Here is a 23,423-nt window from a genome sequence, read left to right as displayed (position 1 = left end):
CATGAAAAAATACATATATAATATAGCATCGATATTGTGTTTGGGACTCGCGGTAGTTTCATGTAGCGATTATCTTGATGTAGAACCGGAAGATAAACTAGTTGAAGAACAGGTGTATGGTGATGAGACCAATATAAAAAGTGTTTTGAATGGCGTTTATCTCGAATTGACAGATGGAAACTTATATGGTGAAAGCCTTACCATGTCTCATTTAGAAGTCCTGGCTCAGAATTTCAATGCTGATGATGGTCATGACTGGGCGAATGTTTACGCTACCTATCAGTACGACCAGGAAAGAGTGATGCGAAAATTTGATGTCATCTGGAGTGCCATGTACCAGGGTATTTTAAATTTAAATGACCTTATTGAGAATTTAGAAGAATATAAGACACTTGATCCCAGAAAAGAAGCCATCGTAAAAGGAGAGGCTTATGGATTAAGAGCATTATTGCATTTTGATTTACTTCGTTTATTCGGACCTGTTTATATGGAAAACCCGGAAGGAATGGCGATTCCTTATTATATGAAGGCTGAAGCAGTCAATGGAGAAATCCTGGCAGCAAACGAGGTGATTACAAAAGTAATTCAGGATTTGGCCATGGCTGAAGAATTGTTAATGAATGATGCTATTAATCCTGAGGGGGCTTCAGAAATTGAAGAGCATTTTTATGCAGGAAACAGAAACCTGAGACTCAATTATTTTGCTGTAAAAGCGCTTCAGGCCCGTGTGCATTTATATGCAGGAAATACAGCAGAAGCAAATACTGCTGCTAAGTATGTTATTGAAAATGGAGCGGCTGAATTTGAATGGGCAAAACCGGAAGAGATTTTAACCAACGATGACCCGGATAGAAACTTTTCATCAGAGGTGATTTTCGCCTTGCAGAATACGAATCTGTATTCTATTTCCAGAGATTTGTTTGGGGAGTCGAATAGAGATTCCGATATATTATTCACCAGGACTGCCAGAATCAATGAGATGTATGAGTCTAATATTAACGATTACCGATACAGATCTTTCTATGAATTAAGAGAGGAAAAAACGTATCCGATTTTTGTAAAGTATGAGGACGTAGAAGATAGCAGAATGCCATTCCGATTCATGCAACCTATGATACGTATTTCTGAAATGTATTATATCGCTGCTGAAACAGAAACCGATTCGCAACAAGCCCTTAACTATCTTAATACGGTTAGAGTGAACAGAGGGCTACCTGAGTTAGCAGAAGGGGTAGAATTAGCAGAAGAAATTAAGAAAGAATACAGAAAAGAATTCATTGGAGAGGGACAGCTATTTTATTACTATAAACGTACCAATGCAATAACGATCCCAAATGGATCTTCCGATCAGACTTCTAATACTGTTAGTATGGGGCCGGAGCAATATGTGGTGCCACTACCTTACTCAGAAATTAATTACCAGTAAAACTTAAGTGCAATGAAAACGATTTTAAATTATTTAGTAGTTATAGTTGTATTTGTGAGTGCAATCTCTTGTAGTGAAGATGCCATAGATACTTATAAAGGGAAAGATAGTATTTATTTTACCTGGGCTGTTGATGGACTCAAATCAGGTTCGATTGTTACCTATATGGATAGCACGGGTTATTCTTTTGCCTTCGACCCAATAGATGTGCAAAGTGTGGTTTATAAACTGCCAGTTTCCGTTCAGGGAAATGTGTCTGATAAAGATAGAGTTATAAATGTAAAAGTAAGTGAAGCATCTACTGCTGTGGAAGGCACGCATTTTGAGCTTCCGGAACAAGTTATATTTCACGCGAATCAGGCTGTAGATTCAATCCCATTAACCTTATTCAGATCACCAGATTTAAAGATAGATACCCTTCGGGTTGTTTTGGAATTGCTTCCAAATGAAAACTTTGATATCGATATGAAGAATAAGGTGACCGATGAATTAACTCAGGAAAAAAGGGATTTTACGGTTTTTGAGCTGGCTGCCGATGATATATTTAAAACTCCTTCGTATTGGTTTGAAACTTACCTGGGAACTTACACCCTTAAAAAAGCTGATTTGATGCAAGAGCTTTTAGGGATCCCTTACGATTTTTACGAAAGTAGGGATGCACTGCAATATATATTCTATCATGCCAAGTTTATGAAACGATATTTAGAGGAGAAGAAGGCTGCGGGTGAAACAATTTATGAAGAAGATGGAACCGAAATGCAAATGGGTAAATATGCTTAATTACAAAAAGTTATGAGAAGATATTTAAAAACAAAATACATTTTAGGCCTTGTACTAGTCTTATTTTTAAGTGCTTGTGCTGAAGATCTGGGTAATTATGATTATTCGGAGATCAATGAAGTGACCATTAACGGAATAGAAAGCGAGTATGAAGCTTTAACCGGAGAACCGTTTAAAATAACTACTGAACTTCAGTTTACCCTTGATAGTGATGTTGATGATCAGAATTATGAATATAAATGGAGTGCCATCAATCCTAGTTTAGTGCCGGCCGATCAGGAAGAATTCCTGTTAGGTGATACGAAAAACTTAGACGTAACCTCTTTAAAGCTTACTCCTGGTGAGTATAGTGGGTATTTCCGCGTCACCGACAAGGAAACAGGCGTGTATTGGGTGAAAAAGTTTAAAATTACCGTTAAGACCACGATCTATGAAGGGTGGTTGGCGATGAGTGATGTTAATGGAGCGGCAAGACTTGATATGTTGTCGTATATAGATAACCAGTATAAATTTATTCCGGATGTTTTAGATTATGTAGGTTCTGAACTTACCCTTAAAGGGGCACCTGAGAATGTGTATTGTTTCCCATACGATGCTCAAAAATACGGTATTTATCTAACCAGTAGCGAAACTGGTACGACCAAGATTGATCCGGATACATTTGGATGGGCTCTTGAAGATTACTTATCTTTTGAAATGTTGTCTAATGTTCCTACAGATTTTAAAGCAGATTTTATTGAAGAAGTGGGGAGTTGGTCAAGCTTGATGCATAGTGATGGTAATTTCTATTACTGGTTTAGAATTTACAGATGGAATTATGATCTTCCTATTAATATCGTGAACGGTGAAACGCAATATTTTGAGGCGGCACCATTCCTTGGAGCTGCAGATGGGTATGGATCTGATGTACTTTACGATAATACCAATAAGCGTTTCGTAAGACACCCGTATAATACGAAGGAATGTTATGAAATGGCTGATGGTTCATACTTTAGTTACCATACCGGTAACAAGGAGTTAGTTTACATGAAAAGGACTGATTATAATGGAGGAGAGGTTTTTGCACTTTTGAAAGATCCGGATAACAACGATCTTTTCCTTGCGAGAATGGCATCCCGACGTTGGAATTCTGTGATATCTCAGGTAGGTTATGATCAGATTCCGGCTGAAATAGCTGCTGATATGGTAAATGCAGATAATTATGCCATCGATCCTACGTTTGGATATATCTTCTATAATGTGGGGAGTAAACTCTATCAATATGACTTAGGTTTAAAAACGTCTAAACTTATGTTGGATAAGGGAGCAAACGATATTTCATTGGTTACCTATATAAAGAGGTCTCCGGTTTCGAAAAAGTTAATTGTGGCTAGCTATGATGCTGGGGCTGCTAATGGTACTATGGAAATTTATAGTGTTCCTGCAGTTAACGGTGATCTTACTTTGGAGCAGTCATATGAAGGCTTCGGAAAAATAGTGAGTCTTTCTTATCGTCAGCGATAATAGATATAAAATTAAGAGAGAAGGTAAAACCTTCTCTCTTAATTAATAATACGGTTCTTTAAAGATATCCTCGTTATTTAGGATTGTTAGTATAAGCTGCTTTTGAAAAAGTGGACAGGAACGTCCATGTCTAAATTATAACACTGAATCAAATGAAAATATTAAAGGAGTCATATGGTATTTGCTTTATAATGATGTTGTTATCATCAATGTTGAGTGCCCAAACCAAATTTTTTACCGGATCTTTTACGGAGTTAATGGCTAAAGCTCAAGATGAAAATAAGCCTGTTTTTATCGATCTGTATTTTACGGGATGTATGCCCTGTAAGCAGATGGATGAGAATGTGTTTCCAAAGGAATCTGTAGCTAAACTATTAAACGAAGATTTTATAGCTTATAAAATCAATGTGTTTAAAGAAGGTGAAAAGGAATTAGGTTTAAAAATGATGAAGAAATTTGCGATTACCGGATTTCCTAGTTTTTTAATACTGTCGCCAAAAGGTCAAACGATTAATGTGTTTGGCGGGTTTCAGGGAGAAGATAATCTGACCGGATTTTTAAATCAAGCTTTGATAGATTATCATGCAGGTAAATACCTGGTCTATTCAAATTCTTTCGAAATAAATTATCCTTCATTTTATAAGGGGTTTTTTGAAACAAAAAAGCTGACAGTTTCTCAGGCAGAATTAAATCAATTCCTCGAAGAACATGAAGATCATATGGATGAGATTTCTTTTTTGATCATGATGAAGTTTGTAAGAGAAGGGGCTTTCGCCAAGTTTTACCTCGATCATTTAATCGAATTTGCAGCCATGTATGGAAATACCAGGGTAGGAATGAGTACCCTGCAAAAGGTGTCTTATGCGAAAACTTATGCTGCCAACTCAGGGGATATGAAGTTTTACGAAAACTTTTTAAGTAATGTAAAAACATTAATGCCTGAAGATAAATGGCAAGGGCTTAGTGTGAAACAATATTACCTGCCACTGTATGAAGAAACCGAAAATATAGACTGGCTATTGTTGAAGCTTCAGAATTCAGATAGCCATTGGGTGGAGATAAGTAATGCCTGCGGAGCTTTAATCAATACGTATAAAAGTGATCAAAAAGTCTTGAAAGAATTGCTAAAACTTTATCAAGGGAGTAAGGTTGATAGGTATAGTCAGGGAGATCGATATAAAATGGCTGCGATTTGGTTATATCTAGGTGATTATAAGCAAGCGAAGGAGCACTTAGAAGGTATTGAAGAGTATCGGAGTTCTTTTGGTTTAAATGAGGACAATATTGAAGAACTACGCTTGGCTATAGCTGAGAAGGCTCAGGAAACCTTTGAAGTAAAAGCTGTAAAGGATTTTAAACCGTTTAATTTTAATTAATAAGGCAATGAAAAAACAATTATTTGCACTGTTTATTTTGGTATCAGTGCTAACAGGGTGTTCGAAGAATGATAAGGTAAAGATATCAGGGGAGTATAGCACCTCAAAGGCTGATGAAGAAATTGAAGAAATCTTTATTTATGAGGTTCAGGCAGGAAAGTTTACTCCGATGGATACCATAGCACTGAAAGAAGGCAAATTCACCTACGAATATGCGCTATCGGAACCGGGGGTTTATGCAATTGGGGAGCGCTATCCAAAGGATAAGATATATTTAATGCCTGGAGATATCTTAAGTGCTCAGTTTGGAAAGGAGTTCAAAATTACAGCTTCTAATAATCCGAAGGTTCACGAACACTTTACCAAATGGCAAGAAGAAAATACAGCCGTATTTAAAACTCCTGGTTTTAGGTTGTCTTCGTTTGAGGAGAAGTTGAAGACCGTAAAAAACTTTTTCAAAACATCAGATTCTTTGAGTACAAATCTTCCGGAAAGTAAGGAATATAGCGAGTACTTTACTACGATGATGCCTTTGGAAAGGGATTGGTTTTTATTGCATATATGGATGAATCCACAAGGGATTTATCCTGCAAAAAATGAACTTCCAGAAGAGTATAATGGACTTTATAAGGACGATAAATATAAAAACGTTGTCTTGAGCAACTTTTACAATGGCCATAATCTATCATTAAATTATTTGAGGTATGCCTTTATTTACAAATATGATTATCGTAATAATCGGTCTACATTAGATTATGATACTGTTTATGCAAATGAGTTAAAGGCGCTTCATGATCCTCAAATAATTTCAGCACTGGCATTAGAGGAATTGGTAAACAGAAAGTTATTCGGAGAGATATTTTTCAATAAAGAGAAGATCTATGGTCCTTTAGTTTCATCCGAATCAGACTTGAAAACGCTGGAGCAATATAAAGAAGAGCAAATAAATCCTTACCTGCCGGGAGTAAAAGCTCCAGATTTTGTATTTATTGATAGTAGTGGTAAGGAAGCCACATTAGAAAGTTTTAAAGGAAAACCCATCCTTATCGATGTTTGGGCCACCTGGTGTAAACCATGTAAATATGAGGCTCCATTTTTTGCTAAGCTATATGATCAATATAAAGATGACTTCCACTTTATGGGAGTGTCTATTGATAAGGATAAACCAGCCTGGGAGAAATTCATAAAAGACCCAAAAAACCCACATGGTTGGTTACAACTATATGCAGGAGGAGAATGGTATACAAAGAATAAGTCCTTTTTTGATTTCTATCAAATCGCCGGAATACCGCGATTTATTTTGATCGATAGTGAAGGGAACTTATTAATGTATGATGCTTACAGGCCTTCTAGTGAAGATTTAGAGAAGAAATTAAAGAGTTTAAAGGTGTAACATTTTTTAATTATTTGAATTAGTCAGAGTTAGTAATTAGCACAATACCAGGGGTACGTTGCACCACCTTTTAAACCCCTGGTATCTTCTTAAAAAAATATCATGAAACATATATTTTGGATTTTCCTGCTTGGAATGCAATGTGCCCTTGGGCAAACCAGTGGCACAGCGCCATGGCGTCAGACCCTCAATGCATTCGAAAAGGGCTTTAAACTTAAGAGTTTTAATGAAATTAAACCCTTATTGAGTGCGGAGTTTAGTATTGGGGTATATCAAAACCCTACCACCGATCCGATGCTAAAAAGTATTGTTGAAAATTATTTTCAATTAGATTCCTTGCAGCTGATAAGCAATACGCTTTCGAATGGCTTGTATAAGGTTAAAGCGAAGTATTTCTTTAAAGGTCAAAAGGATTATGCTTCTTACATAGTTTTTGATAAAGACGGTAAAATACAATATACAGATTTGTTCGACCAGCTATACAAGGTGAATCGTTATGAGAAATCTGAGATGGTAGCCAAAGTTCCTTTTGAGATAATAAATGGAGCGATCGCTGTAAAAGCCAGATTCAATGATAGTTCGGAAGAATTCACCATGCTTTTCGATACCGGAGCTGATGGAATTGCCCTTACTGAGGAGATGGCCGAAAAAGTAAATATAAAGAATGTCGTAAATCGTTCTACTTCTGTGGTAGGAGCATCTGCCCAGGTAAAGTATTCTAAAGGTAATATTATGCAGCTTGGAGGTGTTTCCATAGACAAGCAAAACCTTGTGGTTTTTCCAACGATCAGAAAGGGATTTGATGGTTTATTCGGAGGAAATTTATTGGCAAGGTTTATTACTAAGGTGAATTTCGATACTCAGGAAATAGAACTCTATAGCCTCGGCGAATTTAATGGCCAGGGAACGGCATTAAAGATTGATTATTCCGGGATGCTTCCGGTTATTAGAACAGAAGTGTCATTAGCGAATGGCAAGGCTATAAGTGGGGAATATGTATTTGATACGGGAGCCGGGTACAACATAATCTCTTTTGGACCATTTAGTCATCAACATGGACTATATCAAGAAGTAAAAGCAGACTACTACTCAACTAATTTTAGTTTTGGACACCAATCCAGGATCAAGTTGGGGAACTTTTCTAAAATAGCGTTGGGTACATATGTATTTAATAATGTTCAGGGAGCAGTACAGGAATACGATGAAACCAATAAAGAGTGGGCTAGTCATGATGGTTCAGTAGGGTTTGAAATCATCAGAAGGTTTAATTTCACTATTGATGTTCTCCATAACCTCATTTACCTCGAACCCAACCAAGGATACCATCAGCCTTTTGGGTTTACTATATCAGGAGTCAATATCTTATTTAAGGATGAGGAGATGGTTGTGAATTCAGTAGTGCGCGGATCGAAAGCAGAAAGACAAGGAATAAAAAGCGGGGCATTGGTTCATACTATTAATGGAAATTCTGCTGCAGAATTGATGGAGGCTGATAAAATGAATGCCTTAAAAAATAGTGAGCCTAATCCTGTCACCTTTAATATTACACAGGATGATAATTCAAAACAGATAACACTTTAAACCAATAATTATGAATAGAAGAATTTTATTTACCTGGTTGTTTGCGATACTTATAACACACCTTAGCATTGCTAAAAACAAATCAGACATTGTTACTATTGAGGGGCACTTTAATTTTGACGTAAAGCAAAAGGAGGTTGTGTTAAACCATGTGGTAGACGGTCAGCCGGAAACCCATACCAGTACACTAATAAACGAAGAGGGGGTTTTTGCATTTTCGCTACCTGTTACTACCCCGGGCTTTTATTATATTGAATATGGTCAAAATAATGCTAGAAACAGAGAACAGTTAATCAGGTTGTATCTCGAACCAGGCCTGCAAATTCAAATTGCGATTGATGAGTCTGATTACGAATTAAAAGGAAAAAGAATAGGGCACAACAAACTAGTGCAAAAAGCTAATGAAATTAACGATGTCTTTGCTCAGTTTAATTTGTTATCCGTGCTTAAAACTTACAAGGATTTTTATCCTTTTGTTGAGAATGAAGGATTGAAAATGGTGAATGATTTTAAAAATAGTATCAACACCAAAGACGAAGAGTTCAATGAATTTTTGAAACTTGCTGTTCAGGTCGATTTTGAGCGAGAGTTGTTTCACTTTTTTAGATTGCCACGAGTAAGTCATCCGAAAGGTGATGAGAAACCGGAGGCTTATGCTCACATAGTTACGGATGGAGTGAAGTTTTCTGATAAAGATATTTTAAGATTAGGAAACGGATTGAGTTATATACATGATTACTTTTTCTATTACAACTTTCTTCATTTAAAGAAGCGAATTGCCAAGGTGGATATTATTAAAACCAACCTGGAAGCCATTTCGGACGCCAGGATTAAAGAAGTTTATGCTTTGGAAGAGCTTAAAAGATTAAGGTTGAATGAAGAAGAGTACAAGGTTGTTATACCGCCTTTATATCAATACTTAACTTCTGAAAAAAGTAAGGCATATTTGCTCGAATATGAGAAGGTATTGCATAAAGAAGTGGGTCAGCCAGGTTTTGAATTTACGTATCACGATATCGAAGGTAACCCGGTTTCATTCTCTGATTTCAGGGGGAAGTATGTTTACATTGATGTATGGGCTACATGGTGTGGACCTTGTAAAAAAGAAATTCCATTTCTAAAAGAAATTGAACACGATTACAAGGATAAGGATATTGTATTCATGAGTATTTCAGTAGATGCTATTAAAGACAAGCAGAAGTGGAAGGATTTCGTTAAAAACGAATCTTTAGGGGGTGTTCAATTAATGGCCGATAAAGCTTTTAAATCGGGTATTGCCCAGAATTATGAAATAAATGCCATTCCAAGATTTTTGTTGTTCGATAAAGAAGGTAAAATTATATCAACAAACGCTTCAAGACCCTCAAACCCTTTGCTTAGGAAACAATTAGATCGTCTACTTGGTGTCAGTACCAAGTAATTTCCAACCATAGCTGTTTTTGAACGCCATCTATAGTTATAGATGGCGTTCTTTATTCAATATGTTTAGTTTGAATAGTTGTTAGTCTCGGGTGAATTTGATGTGATTACCTTCCTTTAATCCCCATTGATCTACAAGACCCGCATTAACTTCTAATACGTATTGGGCAGGAGCTTTTGAAGGCAGAGAGGTTTCATCTTTAGGTTTCGCATCCTTAATAATACTGACGATTTTAAGATCTTTGTTAAGGTAAATGATGTCCAGTGAAATGAGGGTATTTCTCATATAAAAAGAACGGGGTTCTTCATCCTTAAAAATAAAGAGCATGGCTTGTTTTTCTTGCATGCTTTGTCTGTACATTAAGCCTGTTTGCCGCTCATATTCATTCTCTGCTATTTCAATATCTATATTATCTACCAAAAGGGAGTCGTTATCATAAATTTGAAGGGTTCCCTCTTTGGTGAAAGTGATTTCGTCCGAAATTATTTTTTTGTCTTCGGCCTTTTTACATTGATAGGTAATACCTCCAATGAGAAAGGAGGCAGATACAATATAAAGGGTTCTTCTGATGTTCATATTCTTAAACTATTTTTTTGTTGGCACGCATCATCATAAAGATACCAAGTGCTATAAATGGAATACTTAGCCACTGTCCTGTCGATAAAATATTTCCTAAAGAAGACTCGAATCCACCCTGACTTTCCTTAACGAATTCAACAAAGAATCGAACCGTCCATAGAAGCACTAAGAAAGTTCCGAACAAATACCCGGGCTTATCTTTTTTATCAGTTTTCCAGTAGAGGTAGTATAATATGCTGAACACAAAGATATACCCAAAAGATTCATAAAGTTGAGCAGGATGTCTTGGAAAATCTTCCCCGAGTTTTTCGAAGATGATACCGAAGTTAGAATTCGTTGGTTTCCCTACGATTTCAGAATTAAAAAAGTTTCCAAGCCTTACAAAAATAGCACCACAGGCTACAGGAATTACAACCCTGTCTAATATCCACATGATGGACTTATACTGATACTTTCTTCGGTATAAAAACATTCCTACAATGATGCCGATAGCGGCACCATGACTGGCTAATCCTCTAAACCCGGTAAATTCATAGCCTTCAATGAAACCAAATATGCTTTTGCCCGGTGCTTCCCGGATAGGGAGTAATATTTCAACCATGTGGTCTTTATAATAATCCCAGCTGTAGAAAAATACTTCACCAAGCCTTGCTCCTAGCAACGTAGCCACGACCACATAAATGAATAAGGTGTCTAAATATTCCAAAGGAACCTTTTCATTGTTATAGATCTTTTTCATTATATAATAGCCTAACGAAAAAGCGATCACAAACATTAAACTGTAATAGTGTATGGCAATGGGGCCAATTTGGAACAATACATCATCGGCATTCCAGGTAAAACTTAGAAAGTGCATATAGGTTAAATTTCAGTTTATGTAGTAAATATAGGTATTTTGGTTGGAAAATTTTTGGGATTTGAAATAAGTGCAGAACAAAATCTCATAGTGTTAATTTCAGTGCTTATGTTTTTTTTCCGGAACCGGATCATAACCACTTCCTCCCCAGGGATTACAACTTAATATTCTTTTGGTAGCCATCCACCCTCCTTTAAATAAACCATGGATTTTTAATGCCTCCAGGGTATATTGAGAACAGGTGGGAGTATAGCGACAGGCAGCAGGAGTTAATGGAGAAATAACTACCTGATAAAACCGTACCAAAAAAATAAAAGGTGCTATGAGAATTTTTTTCAACATAAGTATTGCCTGAAAATCGTTTGCCTAACTTTCCGGCCAACAGTCCTGTTAATTGACCGTAAAGGTTGTTCCGTCTTTACCGTCTTTCAGCTGAACTCCTAAAGCCGCTAATTCGTCTCTTATTTTATCTGAGGTAGCAAAATCCTTATTGGCGCGAGCTTCAGCTCTTAAGTTAATTAGCAAGTCTACTACTCCTGATAATTTATCAGATTGATCGTCTCCGGTTTCTGCTATATCCTGTAAGCCAAGAATATCAAATGTAAAAGCATTTATCCTTTCTTTGAAAAGCTTCAGATCTTCAGCTGTAATTTGTTCTTTCCCCTCTTTGATGAGATTAATATGCCTCACAGCCTCAAATAACTGAGCGATGAGAATAGGGGTGTTAAAATCATCATTCATGGCCTGATAGCAGGAGTCTATCCATTCCTGAACGTTTAAATCAGACTGATCACCAGTAGGCAATTGATCCAGGAAGCTGATAGCCTCCATTAAGCGGTTAAAACCTTTTTCAGAGGCAAGTAATGCGTCATTACTAAAATCCAGAATGCTTCTGTAATGCGCTTGTAATATAAAAAAGCGGGCTACAGTTGGACTAAAGGCCTTGCTAAGGATATTATTATCACCGCTAAAAATTTCATTTGGCAGGATGTTGTTACCTGTCGACTTAGCCATTTTTTTTCCGTTAAGCGTAAGCATATTGGCATGCATCCAGTAGTTTACCGGTGAGGTGCCTTTGGCTGCTTTATTTTGTGCAATTTCACATTCGTGATGCGGGAATTTTAAATCCATTCCCCCGCCATGAATGTCAAAATGTTCACCAAGATATTTGGTGCTCATGGCTGTGCATTCCAGATGCCATCCGGGGAAACCATCACTCCATGGTGAAGGCCAACGCATGATGTGCTGAGGTTCTGCCTTTTTCCATAACGCAAAGTCCTGAGGGTTCTTCTTATCCGTTTGTCCGGCAGTCTCTCTCGTGTTGTGAATAAGATCTTCGATCTTCCTGCCACTGAGTTCACCATAGTGATCGGATTCATTGAATTTTAAAACATCAAAATAAACAGAACCATTTACTTCGTAAGCAAAACCATTGTTTATAATGTCTTTAATGATTTCAATTTGTTCTATGATATGGCCGGTAGCTGTTGGTTCAATACTAGGTGGAAGGAAATTGAATTTATTCAGGATGTTATGGAAATCAACAGTATAGCGTTGTACCACTTCCATAGGCTCCAGTTGTTCCAACCGTGCTTTTTTTGCAATTCGATCTTCTCCTTCGTCTGCATCGTTTTCTAAATGTCCGGCATCGGTAATATTACGGACATAGCGTACCTTATATCCAAGATGTTTCAGGTAGCGATAGATCATGTCGAAAGACATAAAGGTTCTGACATTACCTAAGTGCACATTGCTATATACCGTTGGGCCGCACACATACATTCCAACATAACCTTCATTGATAGGCTTGAAGACTTCTTTTTTACCGGAAAGTGAATTGTATATTTTAAGCTCGTTTTTTTGGTATAATTGCATTGTTTATGTCTTTATCGGATTTGATCTGTTAAATAGCTTCTTTTAATAAATGAGACGATGAGGAGGTGAGTCCTTATCGCCTTAAGTTTATATTTTCAAGAAGTGAATTTAATTATAAAAATTAAAATTCAGTATCTAATTTGATGTAATCTAAAAATTCTCTTCGAACAGCCGGGTCTTTAAACTTACCGCCAAATTCTGCAGTAACAGTACTACTTTCAATATCTCTGATACCTCTTGAATTTACACAAAGGTGTTTTGCGTCAACAACACAGGCAACATCTTTAGTGTTCAATACTTTTTGTAGTTCCTGAACAATTTGCATGGTCATTCTTTCCTGAACTTGCGGGCGCTTTGCAAAATAGTCAACGATACGATTCATTTTAGAAAGTCCAACAACTTTCCCGTTAGAAATGTAACCGACATGGGCTCTGCCCACAATAGGGAGTAGGTGATGCTCGCAGGTAGAGTAAACGGTAATGTTTTTTTCTACCAGCATTTCACCGTACTTATATTTGTTTTCAAATGTCGATGCATTTGGCTTCTTTTGAGGATGTAATCCTCCAAATATTTCTTGAACAAACATTTTAGCTACCCTTCTTGGTGTTCCTCTAAGACTGTCATCTGTAAGGTCTAAACCAAGAGTTTCCATAATACTATAAACATCCTGTTCTATGCGTTCTATTTTTTCACTGTCTGATAGGTCAAAAGCATCATCTCTCAATGGCGTTTCTGCCGAAGACATAGCATGTTCGTTGCCAAACTCTTCATACTGCTCTTCTAGTGCTTTATCTATTTTCATTCACTAAAGTTTAATGCCTTAAAAGGCTGTTTTCTTAATTTTCAACCAGTTACTTTTATAAAGTGCTGGCAAAGATACATATTTATAGTGTTAGTAGGTAATGATTGCGAATCCTTGCAAATTATTTTAGTAATTAATTAACGGAATCATCAAAAAAGCCAGGAAAATAAACATTTTCCTGGCTTTTTTAATCCCGATTTTATGATCGGGAAATGATGTTTTAAAGTTTAATTGTTGCCGAAAGAGTTACATTTGTTGATTCTTTGTCTAACCGTGTGGTGTTGGTTAGCCCTGTATCGTAAAGCTGATAGTCATATTCTCTTTGTAGCTGACTAAACCCGGCATCAAAACTTACGGCCCCGAAATTATATCCCAAACCTAATGAATAGCCGGTTAGGTCTCCAACCGTGTTCCCGGACTTATACGGACTTTCCTCAAATTGATAACCGGCTCTTAAACTCAATCTGCTAATTCTGTATTCACCCCCCAGTCTAAAGGAAGAAACTCCTTTAAGGTTATTGGAGATTCGAGTGTTTTCATTTGCGAAATAAGGATCTTGAGTTGGTTTTAGTTTGGCACGAGACATGTCTTGATAGCTATAATCAAGGCTAAGCAAACCGTGTTTTCCAAAAACCATGGCAAGGCTTCCGGTATACTTCGAAGGAAGTTGTACATCATAATCAGGAAATACAAAAATGACTCTTGGGTCGACGGTAATATATTCGAGGTTATTATCGATGTACACATCGGTTTCTACATATTGTTGTAGTTCATCTGTAAGATTATACCAGGTAGGAGATTGGTAGCTCAGTCCGACACGCACCATGTCGTTTAGTTTGGCTATGGCACCTACGTTGAAAGAAAAAGCATTTCCAAAAGTGCGCAATAAATTTTCAAAGTAAACACTTTGTAAGTTGCTATTGGTGTTATATCCGTCTTCATACAACCAATTGTAACGCTCTCTGTCAATATTATAGAAGTTAAGATTTGCCCCCAGGTATATGTTGTCATTGAACATGGTAGCCATGTTAGCCGTGAATTTGCTGTCTGCGCTTCTTCTGCTTGAATAGTATTCCTGGTTTACATTGGTGTAATTGGCATTACTGAAATAGGAGGTGTTATTCGGGTCGTTTTCATCGACACTATTAACGATATAACCTTCATATCCTAAAAGACCTTGCAGCGCCGGATATCCCAGATTCGGATCCGAGCCAATTTCGTAATAGGCATCTGAAACGGATTCGCCAGGCAAGGCACTGATTTCATCCAGGTAAAACCCATTGGCGTTGTTCAAAAAGTATTGATCGATCGATTGATTGCTTAACCCATTTGAAAAGAACTCGGTGTCTCCGTTATTTAAGTATTCATAATTGAATGCTAATGCTAGTTTATTCCAATTGCTATTCGCCTGAGTGCTATTGAAAACCATAACACCACCGATTTGATTAAGTCTGAAATCATTTTCAGTGCTTTCGTTAAAGGTGTTGAAATAGCCGCTTCGAATTTTGTTATTATAGCTGGTTCCGGAAAAGGTGACGGCTCCATGGTTGAAAACTGCAGAACCTGCAGGATTAATATTGAGGCTCGAAAGATCTCCTCCAAGGGCTCCAAAGGCGCCACTCATACTCTGATAACGAGCAGATCCGTTGAGCGTGGTTGTTCCGTAGTCTACTACATCATTAATATTTTGAGCAGACCCCATCCAGGCGGTTGCACAAACCGCGAATAGTGTTGTTATTTTTTTCATAATTAAATGATTGAGTTCAAAAGTTTAGATTGATTATTAACGGCCTCCGCCTCGGCGACCACCACTACTTCTTCCTCCTCCGCTACTTCTGGAGGAACTTCCGCTGCTGCTTCGTACACTACCGCTGCTTCTTGAAGAAGAAGATCGGCTAGGAGTATAGCTGCTGCCTGATCGTCTGGAAGATGACGTCGGAGCCGAATAAGTACGACTGCTGGAAGAAGACCTGTTCGAATAATTACCTGAACTTCTGTTGGTTCCTGTACTGTTTCGATATACCCTTGAACGATTGCTAGGAACATAGCCATCTGTTCTTCTTGATGAAGTTCTGTCTACTCCAACGCGTGAAGAATTGCGATATCCTCGTGTATTGATAGCAGATCGATCGACACTTCTTCGGTTTACACTTGATCTGTCAGTACTACGTCTGTTACTCGTTGTGTATTCTCTGGAAGAGGCTCCTCTTCTTATGTTTCTTGAGTTAATGTCAGAGGTTCTGGTACGTCGGGTGTCATAGGAACTACGACGTGTACCGCTATATGCATAGGTTCTTCCGTATGGATAGTTGCCATGGTAGTAATTTGGGTAGTATGGGTAATAGGGATAATAACCACCCCAGCCCCAGGTCCAGCCACCATACCAGCCGCCATACCATCCACCGTAGTATGGACCCCAGTATCCGCCCCAGTATCCACCCCATGGGTAATACCAGTCCCAGTAATAATTGTTCCAGTAATAATTGTTCCAGCCATATCCGTAGCCATAACCCCAACCCCAATATGGAGATCCCCAGTAATCATTGTAAACATTAATAGAGATGTCGTCTGGTTCATCTCCCCATCCTGCCTGGGCGTATTTATAAGTTAAATTGTTACCGTCAGAATAATCTAAAGAATCATTAGGATCTCTACTTGCATAACTATCAATATCAGTAAAGATTTCACTTTCTGCTCTTTGGTTTTGAATGTATTCAAGTTGCTCACCTGTTCGTTGAAAGTAATTTTCGTAGTTAGTGATGCTGACATCTTCATTTCTGGAATTATTGGCCTCTTCAGTTTGTTGGTAAGCGCTGGAAGAGGTACCGTAAATGCCGTCATTGTTATAATATGAAGCTTCCTGGTACGAACCACATGAATATAGCAATAACGCAGCCATAACAGCTCCAAAGGGTAAGCCTATTTTTTTTAGTGTGATCTGCGTTCTCATCATTGCAAATTTTTATTGTTGAACATAACAAAAATAGTTAGTTTTGCCAAACTATTCTTTTTATTAATCTAAGTCGCAAGATTTGTGCCAAACTTCCATATATGAGTAAAAAGTTAACGAAACGTAGTGAAGATTATTCTAAATGGTATAATGAATTAGTAGTTAAAGCGGATTTAGCTGAAAATTCAGGAGTTAGAGGGTGTATGGTTATTAAGCCGTATGGATATGCCATTTGGGAAAATATGCAAGCGGAACTCGATAGAATGTTTAAAGAAACGGGGCATGAGAATGCTTATTTTCCTTTATTCGTTCCTAAAAGTCTTTTTGAAGCAGAAGAAAAAAATGCAGAGGGATTTGCAAAGGAATGTGCAATTGTAACTCACTACAGGTTAAAAAATGATCCTGATAAGGAAGGGAAGTTGATGGTAGATCCTGAGGCTAAACTTGAAGAAGAGTTAATTGTCAGACCGACCAGTGAAGCGATCATCTGGAATACTTATAAGAATTGGATACAATCGTACAGAGATCTTCCGATTATGATCAATCAATGGGCAAATGTCGTTCGTTGGGAAATGCGTACGCGATTATTTTTGCGTACAGCTGAGTTTTTATGGCAAGAAGGGCATACCGCTCATGCAACCGAAAGAGAGGCTATAGAGGAGGCGGAGCAAATGATGCATGTATATGCTGAGTTTGCTGAAAACTTTATGGCAGTTCCGGTGGTTAAAGGATTAAAAACCGAAAGCGAACGTTTTGCAGGTGCGGTTGAGACATATTGTATAGAAGCTTTAATGCAAGACGGGAAGGCTCTGCAGGCAGGAACCTCTCATTTCTTAGGCCAGAACTTTGCAAAAGCTTTTGATGTTAAGTATGCTAATAAAGAAGGTAAACAAGATTATGTCTGGGCAACTTCATGGGGTGTTTCAACACGTTTAATGGGGGCGCTTATTATGACGCATAGCGATGATAATGGTTTGGTCTTACCGCCAAGGTTGGCGCCAATACAGGTGGTAATTGTACCAATCTATAAAGGAGATGAGCAATTAGATGCGATTTCCGAAAGGGTGAAGCCATTAATCAAAGAGTTAAGAGCTAAAGGTATATCGGTAAAGTTTGATAACCGCGATACCCACAAACCGGGATGGAAGTTTAATGAATATGAGTTAAAAGGGGTTCCGGTGCGCCTTGCCATAGGGAAACGCGACATGGAGAATAATACATTTGAAGTAGCGCGTAGGGACACCTTGGAAAAAGAGATTGTTCCGGCAGATGAGGTCGTGGATAAAATAGCGGCTTTGTTAGAGGATATTCAGGAGAATATATATAACAATGCCTTAAATTATAGAAAAGAGCACATAACGAAGGTAGATACTTTTGAAGACTTTAAGGAAGTTCTGGAAGTTAAGGGAGGATTTGTTTTGGCTCACTGGGATGGTACCCCAGAGACTGAAGATAAGATTAAGGAGCTTACAAAAGCAACAATTCGATGTGTTCCTCTAGATTCTCAAGAAGAAGCGGGAACCTGCGTATTTAGCGGAAAACCATCGAATAGGAGAGTGCTTTTTGCTAAGGCATATTAAATTTTTTTAAAAAAATTATTTTCAACTATTGCATCGTTTAAAAATAGTTGTATTTTTGCATCCGCAATTGAGAAAATAATGGCCCGTTCGTCTAGGGGTTAGGACGCCAGGTTTTCATCCTGGAAACAGGGGTTCGATTCCCCTACGGGCTACAAGTTCACTGAAATAGTTAAAAAGAAAAATACATGAAAAGATTCAAAGTTCTTTTTTATGTTTATCTTTATTAACGATGGCCCGTTCGTCTAGGGGTTAGGACGCCAGGTTTTCATCCTGGAAACAGGGGTTCGATTCCCCTACGGGCTACAGAATTTATTTTAAAATTTTAGGATGTAGGATAGAATTTATTCTACCGCTGTAATAAAAATTAAGAAAATGGCAAATCACAAGTCAGCATTAAAGAGAATTAGAAGAAACGAAGCTGTTCGCTTAAGAAACAAATATCAGCATAAAACTGTACGTAACTTAATCAAGAAGTTAAGAGGTACAGAAGATAAGAAAGCTGCAGAAGAGTTGTTGCCAGGTGTGATCAGTAAGATAGACAAGTTGGCTAAAAAGAACATTATTCACAAGAACAAAGCTGGTAACTTAAAATCTAGCTTAACGAAAAGAGTGGAAAGCTTAGCGTAATTAGAACAGACGCTGTAATAATATTTAAAAGCGCCTTGCAGGTATTGCAAGGCGCTTTTTTGTTTGTACTACTCAACTGGTGAGGAGTGTTGTTTTTATAAGGACTCCTTGTTATTCTTTCCTTTTTAATAATGCCTTTATAGTATTTAAAGTGTAGTTCGTTTCATTTTAAACGGTTGCTTTACTCGTTTTAGGTGTAATATCCACAGATGTGTTTAGAGCGTTTGTTATGGCTCTTTGTGGAGTGTTTTGATGGATCAATCTCAAAAGTTGTGTGTGGGTTGAAAAATGGATTAAGATCTTTGGAAAAAAATAATAGCATTGAACTTGTCTTTTAGACTGCTTCCGTCTGGTATTGCTCACAGTATTAATTGCACACTTCGATCTGTCATTCCGCACCCAATGTCATTCCGCATTTATTGCGGAATCCATGTTCCGCTGATCACTCCCACCTGTCATTCGGCATTCGTTATGGAATCTTTTGATGCTATACTTAATCCATTAATACAGTAACAGGAATCAGACCATTTTATTCTGATGCCATTCCGCATTTATTGCGAAATCCATTCCCTTCCGAACGTTCTCACTCCCAGTCTCGTTCCGCACCCAATGTCATTCCGCATTTATTGCGGAATCCACGTTCCACTGATCACTCCCACCTGTCATTCGGCATTCGTTACGGAATATTTTGATGCTGTGATAAAGATGGTTGAACTCATCATATAAGATCCGGCTGTTTAGCGGCTGTTATTTGAAGGTGGAAATCACAAAGGAGCAGGTGTGATGGTTTGTGGTGGAAAGCGTTTGTCAGGAGCCTGAATGGTGCCGGTTGATTCTTCAGTATTACGTTAAGTGCAGATATAAAAAAAATCCCTTGCCAACGCAAGGGATTTTTTTACTTCTATATGAATAAAACTGATGTTCTTATTACTGATTCATCGTAAGTAAAAACTCCTCGTTGTTTTGTGTTTGTTTAATTCTTGACTCCATGAACTCCATGGCCTCAACAGGATTCATATCTGCTAAATACTTTCTAAGAATCCACAAGCGCTGAACGGTTGTTTCGTCAAGTAGCATATCATCTCTACGTGTAGAAGAAGAGATAAGGTCAATGGCAGGGAATATACGTCTGTTGGCAATTCTGCGATCCAACTGAAGTTCCATGTTACCTGTTCCTTTGAATTCTTCGAAGATCACCTCATCCATCTTAGATCCGGTTTCTACAAGAGCAGTAGCGATGATCGTTAAAGATCCACCACCTTCAATGTTTCTGGCTGCACCAAAGAAACGTTTAGGTTTGTGAAGAGCGTTAGCATCAACACCCCCACTCAAAACTTTACCTGACGCAGGTTGAACTGTGTTGTAGGCACGTGCTAATCTGGTGATCGAGTCAAGTAAAATTACAACATCGTGTCCGCATTCTACCAGACGTTTTGCTTTTTCGAGAACTATATTGGCAACCTTTACATGTCGATCTGCAGGTTCGTCGAATGTAGAGGAGATTACTTCACCTCTTACATTACGCTGCATGTCGGTAACCTCTTCCGGACGCTCATCGATTAATAATATAAGTTGGTAAACTTCAGGATGATTTGCAGCAATGGCATTAGCGATGTCTTTTAGAAGCATCGTTTTACCTGTTTTAGGCTGTGATACAATCATTCCACGTTGACCTTTTCCTATTGGTGAGAATAGATCAACAATTCTGGTAGAGATCGTACTTTGTTTGTCTGCTATATTAAATTTCTCCTGAGGGAATAACGGGGTTAAGTGCTCAAAAGAGACACGGTCCCGAACCACTTGAGGGTCTAGGCCGTTTATTTTACTAACTTTTATTAAAGGGAAATATTTTTCACCTTCCTTAGGAGGTCTGATACTTCCTTTAACCGTATCACCTGTTTTTAATCCGAACAATCTGATTTGCGATTGCGATACATAGATGTCATCAGGAGAAGAAAGGTAGTTGTAGTCGCTGCTGCGTAAAAATCCATATCCATCTTGCATAATGTCTAGGACACCTTCGCTTTCTACAATTCCGTCGAATTCAAAATCAGGGTCGCGATAACGTTGCTTCTTGTCTTTATCGTAGTTGTCACGGTCTTGGTTTTGGTTATGATGAGATTGCTTTTTGTGTTGTGGCTGAGGTTTAGACTTCTGCTCTTGTGGTTTCTCTCTCTTTTTTTGAGGTTCTTTTTTGGTTTGGGTCTTTTTGTGCTCCTTTCGGTCTTCCGGTTTCATAACAGGTTTTTCTATTTTTTCTGCATCAGCTCCTGTTTCATTAGGTTGCTTCCTTGGAGCCTCCTTTTTAGGGGCTTCCTTGGTAGGTTGTTCCATTTTGGGAGATTCCTTTTGTGGAGTTTCTTTTTTAGTATTGTCAGCAACACGCATGGTGGTACTTTTCTTTACCCGCGTACGCTTTTTGCGTTCTTTGGGTTCGTTGGTAGTTCTGGCAGGTTTATGTTCATTAGATGAAGGTTCCTTACTTACTACTTCTGGACTAGATGCTTGCACATCAAGTATTTGGTAAATCAGATCGTCTTTTTTTAAGGACCTGTATTTACTAATACCAGCTACTTTTGCGATTTCATGTAACTCGGCAAGTTTCTTTGCTTTTAAATCCGAAATATCAAACATGTAAACTAATATGAATTATTGGTTCGAGGTAATTATGAAACAAAAATGATGAATATGATTTATTCGAAGTACAAAAGTGTTTCGTAATGTACTAATTGTGAATTGTTACCGCAATATTACAAATTAATTTTAAAAAACAAACATTGTTTTTAAAAAAGAACTGTTATTTTTGCCGGAGACTTAAAGAAATGATACAAAGAATACAAAGCCTATATCTTTTAATGGTATTACTCGTAAGTGGAGTTTTGCCTTTCTTTCTAAATCTGTGGACAGATGCGAAAGGAATGGAGGTGTATGCGTCTAATGAAATTTTATACAGTAGTCTGTTTGGAATTTCTGCAGTATTGGCCGTAGTGAGTTTATTTAAGTATAAGAATAGGAAAAATCAATTTGTTTTAAACAGGTTGAACATGATATTAAACCTTTTTTTACTAGGATTTTTCGTTTATCGATCACTAAGTTTATCCGGAGAAACTGGAGTTTCTGAGAAGGGTATTGGGATGCTTCTCCCGATTGTTTCTATCGTTTTATTAGTGTTAGCCAATAGAGCCATTAAGAAGGATGAAGATCTTGTAAAATCAGTAGATCGGTTGCGATAAGCCTAACATCTTAGTATTATTAGTGCGTAGAAAGTCCGGAGTTATTTCCGGACTTTTTTATTTCCGTTTTTCTAATTCGATAATCTCAAGATTCTTAATTTGATCACCATCAATAACAAATCTCAGCATGGTTCGAACGCTGTGAAACCCATGTTTGCCGGCTGCTCCCGGGTTCATATGAAGTAAATTTAATTTTTTGTCCCACATAACCTTCAGAATATGAGAATGGCCGCATATAAAAAGCTTGGGTGGGTTTTTGGTAATTTCTTCTTTGATTCTTCGGTCATATCTTGCCGGATAACCACCGATATGTGTAATCCAGACATCTACGGCTTCACAAGTAAATCGATTGTTTTCAGGAAACTCTAATCGGGCCTTATCATTATCAATATTTCCATAAACGGCTCTAAGCGGCTTGAGTGACTTTAAAGTATCTGTGACCTGTAGGTCCCCAATATCTCCTGCATGCCATACTTCATCGGCCTGGGCGACATATTTAAGTATTTGATTGTCGAGATGGCTGTGCGTGTCAGAGAGTAATAATACGTTTGTCATTAATTAAATTTGAAGATTTCTGAATTTGTGATTTCAAAGTTAAAGAGAAATGAAGGTTCTGTGAATTAAATGTTCGTATAAATGAAGAATCAAACTTCCAACTTCCTTTGTATCTTTGCCATTTGAAATAAAAATAAATTCAATTGAGGTATTTTTTAGAGTTCTCATATAATGGAAAGAATTACCATGGCTGGCAAATACAGCCTAACGGAATTACCGTTCAGGAAATGCTGGAAAAGGCATTGTCGACATTATTGAGAAAGGAGATCAAGGTGATAGGTGCAGGTCGAACCGATACAGGGGTGCATGCTAAACAAATGTATGCACATTTTGATGTTGACGAATCTCTTGATGTATTAGTCCTCCAAAAGAAATTGAATTCATTTTTACCTGCCGATATTGCGGTTCATGATTTGTTTTTAGTGGACGATGAGGCACATACGCGGTTTGATGCCATTGAAAGAACCTATGAATATTGGATCACAGCAAGAAAGAATCCCTTTTTAACGTATGCTGCTTATTACTTAAAGTATGATCTGGATGTGGAGGCGATGAATGATGCTGCCAAATTGTTATTTGAGTTTAAAGACTTTCAGTGCTTCTCCAAATCTAATACAGATGTGAAAACATATTTCTGTGATGTGAAAGAAGCTTACTGGAAGTACGATGGTGAAAAATTGGTATTTACAGTAACCGCAGATCGTTTTTTACGCAATATGGTACGGGCAATTGTTGGGACCTTATTGGACGTGGGAAAGGGTAAAATTTCTAAAGATGATGTTAAAAAAATCATCGAAAGCAAAAATAGAAGCAAAGCAGGGGTTTCAGTTCCTGCACATGGTTTATATTTGGTGAAGGTTAAATATCCATCCTCAATTACAAAGTAA

Annotated in this window: 20 protein-coding genes and 2 tRNA genes; 13 read left to right on the top strand and 9 right to left on the bottom strand. The window is 37.7% G+C overall.

The window, feature by feature from the left end; genetic code table 11:
- Position 1 precedes the first annotated feature (1 nt).
- The 7 genes from P278_RS10365 to P278_RS10335 all read left to right on the top strand — a co-directional run bounded on the left by P278_RS10365 (position 2) and on the right by P278_RS10335 (position 9,479).
- Positions 2-1,426, top strand: coding sequence for a RagB/SusD family nutrient uptake outer membrane protein (locus P278_RS10365; RefSeq protein ID WP_038266302.1), 1,425 nt, complete (start codon positions 2-4; stop codon positions 1,424-1,426).
- Positions 1,427-1,438: 12 nt separating this feature from the next.
- Positions 1,439-2,206 carry a DUF4843 domain-containing protein gene (locus tag P278_RS10360; protein ID WP_038266299.1) on the top strand — a complete coding sequence of 256 codons (768 nt, stop codon included), beginning with the start codon at positions 1,439-1,441 and terminating at the stop codon, positions 2,204-2,206.
- 12 nt (positions 2,207-2,218) lie between these two features.
- Positions 2,219-3,709, top strand: coding sequence for a PKD-like family lipoprotein (locus P278_RS10355; RefSeq protein WP_038266297.1), 1,491 nt, complete (start codon positions 2,219-2,221; stop codon positions 3,707-3,709).
- 152 nt (positions 3,710-3,861) lie between these two features.
- Positions 3,862-5,085 (top strand): thioredoxin family protein, encoded by a 1,224-nt coding sequence (locus P278_RS10350; RefSeq protein WP_082436133.1) that lies wholly within the window; start codon positions 3,862-3,864, stop codon positions 5,083-5,085.
- A gap of 7 nt (positions 5,086-5,092) precedes the next feature.
- Positions 5,093-6,478, top strand: a complete 1,386-nt coding sequence (locus P278_RS10345; protein WP_051413519.1) for a TlpA family protein disulfide reductase — start codon at positions 5,093-5,095, stop codon at positions 6,476-6,478.
- Between the two features lie 102 nt (positions 6,479-6,580).
- Entirely contained in the window at positions 6,581-8,059 is a 1,479-nt protein-coding gene (locus tag P278_RS10340) for an aspartyl protease family protein (protein WP_038266292.1), read from the top strand.
- Between the two features lie 10 nt (positions 8,060-8,069).
- Positions 8,070-9,479, top strand: a complete 1,410-nt coding sequence (locus tag P278_RS10335) for a TlpA disulfide reductase family protein (RefSeq protein ID WP_051413516.1) — start codon at positions 8,070-8,072, stop codon at positions 9,477-9,479.
- Positions 9,480-9,560: 81 nt separating this feature from the next.
- Here P278_RS10335 and P278_RS10330 read toward each other — a convergent pair whose 3' ends face one another.
- From P278_RS10330 to P278_RS16515, 7 genes are all read right to left on the bottom strand, one after another.
- Positions 9,561-10,055 carry a DUF192 domain-containing protein gene (locus P278_RS10330; RefSeq protein ID WP_038266290.1) on the bottom strand — a complete coding sequence of 165 codons (495 nt, stop codon included), beginning with the start codon at positions 10,053-10,055 and terminating at the stop codon, positions 9,561-9,563.
- 4 nt (positions 10,056-10,059) lie between these two features.
- On the bottom strand, positions 10,060-10,914 hold the full coding sequence (lgt, locus tag P278_RS10325) for a prolipoprotein diacylglyceryl transferase (protein ID WP_038266288.1): 855 nt from the start codon (positions 10,912-10,914) through the stop codon (positions 10,060-10,062).
- A 99-nt stretch (positions 10,915-11,013) separates the two neighbouring features.
- The gene (gene yidD, locus P278_RS10320) at positions 11,014-11,256 is read right to left on the bottom strand and encodes a membrane protein insertion efficiency factor YidD (protein ID WP_038266286.1); all 243 of its coding nucleotides are present in this window, start codon (positions 11,254-11,256) and stop codon (positions 11,014-11,016) included.
- 48 nt (positions 11,257-11,304) lie between these two features.
- Entirely contained in the window at positions 11,305-12,789 is a 1,485-nt protein-coding gene (gene cysS / locus P278_RS10315) for a cysteine--tRNA ligase (RefSeq protein WP_038266284.1), read from the bottom strand.
- A 121-nt stretch (positions 12,790-12,910) separates the two neighbouring features.
- Positions 12,911-13,591: a GTP cyclohydrolase I FolE gene (gene folE / locus P278_RS10310; RefSeq protein WP_038266282.1), complete on the bottom strand. Its 681-nt coding sequence runs from the start codon at positions 13,589-13,591 to the stop codon at positions 12,911-12,913.
- Between the two features lie 220 nt (positions 13,592-13,811).
- Positions 13,812-15,338, bottom strand: coding sequence for an OmpP1/FadL family transporter (locus P278_RS10305; protein WP_038266280.1), 1,527 nt, complete (start codon positions 15,336-15,338; stop codon positions 13,812-13,814).
- Between the two features lie 36 nt (positions 15,339-15,374).
- Positions 15,375-16,541, bottom strand: a complete 1,167-nt coding sequence (locus P278_RS16515) for a hypothetical protein (RefSeq protein WP_152973928.1) — start codon at positions 16,539-16,541, stop codon at positions 15,375-15,377.
- 101 nt (positions 16,542-16,642) lie between these two features.
- Between P278_RS16515 and proS the strand changes: the two genes are divergently transcribed.
- The 4 genes from proS to rpsT all read left to right on the top strand — a co-directional run bounded on the left by proS (position 16,643) and on the right by rpsT (position 18,748).
- Positions 16,643-18,121 carry a proline--tRNA ligase gene (proS, locus tag P278_RS10285; RefSeq protein ID WP_038266270.1) on the top strand — a complete coding sequence of 493 codons (1,479 nt, stop codon included), beginning with the start codon at positions 16,643-16,645 and terminating at the stop codon, positions 18,119-18,121.
- A gap of 80 nt (positions 18,122-18,201) precedes the next feature.
- Positions 18,202-18,273: transfer RNA gene (locus P278_RS10280), tRNA-Glu, on the top strand.
- Between the two features lie 79 nt (positions 18,274-18,352).
- Positions 18,353-18,424 (top strand) — tRNA-Glu (locus P278_RS10275).
- A gap of 69 nt (positions 18,425-18,493) precedes the next feature.
- Positions 18,494-18,748 carry a 30S ribosomal protein S20 gene (rpsT, locus tag P278_RS10270; protein ID WP_038266267.1) on the top strand — a complete coding sequence of 85 codons (255 nt, stop codon included), beginning with the start codon at positions 18,494-18,496 and terminating at the stop codon, positions 18,746-18,748.
- Between the two features lie 927 nt (positions 18,749-19,675).
- Here the strand turns inward: rpsT and rho are convergent.
- Positions 19,676-21,382 carry a transcription termination factor Rho gene (gene rho, locus P278_RS10265; RefSeq protein WP_038266264.1) on the bottom strand — a complete coding sequence of 569 codons (1,707 nt, stop codon included), beginning with the start codon at positions 21,380-21,382 and terminating at the stop codon, positions 19,676-19,678.
- A gap of 188 nt (positions 21,383-21,570) precedes the next feature.
- Between rho and P278_RS10260 the strand changes: the two genes are divergently transcribed.
- On the top strand, positions 21,571-21,981 hold the full coding sequence (locus tag P278_RS10260) for a DUF4293 domain-containing protein (protein ID WP_038266262.1): 411 nt from the start codon (positions 21,571-21,573) through the stop codon (positions 21,979-21,981).
- A 57-nt stretch (positions 21,982-22,038) separates the two neighbouring features.
- Here the strand turns inward: P278_RS10260 and P278_RS10255 are convergent, their stop codons facing one another.
- Complete coding sequence (locus P278_RS10255; RefSeq protein ID WP_038266259.1) at positions 22,039-22,536, bottom strand: metallophosphoesterase family protein; 498 nt, start codon at positions 22,534-22,536, stop codon at positions 22,039-22,041.
- 143 nt (positions 22,537-22,679) lie between these two features.
- Between P278_RS10255 and truA the strand changes: the two genes are divergently transcribed.
- On the top strand, positions 22,680-23,423 hold the full coding sequence (gene truA / locus P278_RS10250; protein WP_038266256.1) for a tRNA pseudouridine(38-40) synthase TruA: 744 nt from the start codon (positions 22,680-22,682) through the stop codon (positions 23,421-23,423).

This window comes from Zhouia amylolytica AD3, from assembly GCF_000511935.2.
GTDB classification, from domain to species: Bacteria; Bacteroidota; Bacteroidia; order Flavobacteriales; family Flavobacteriaceae; genus Zhouia; species Zhouia amylolytica.
The sequence above is the reverse complement of the archived record's forward strand: the minus strand, read 5'-3'. Positions and strand labels throughout refer to the sequence as shown.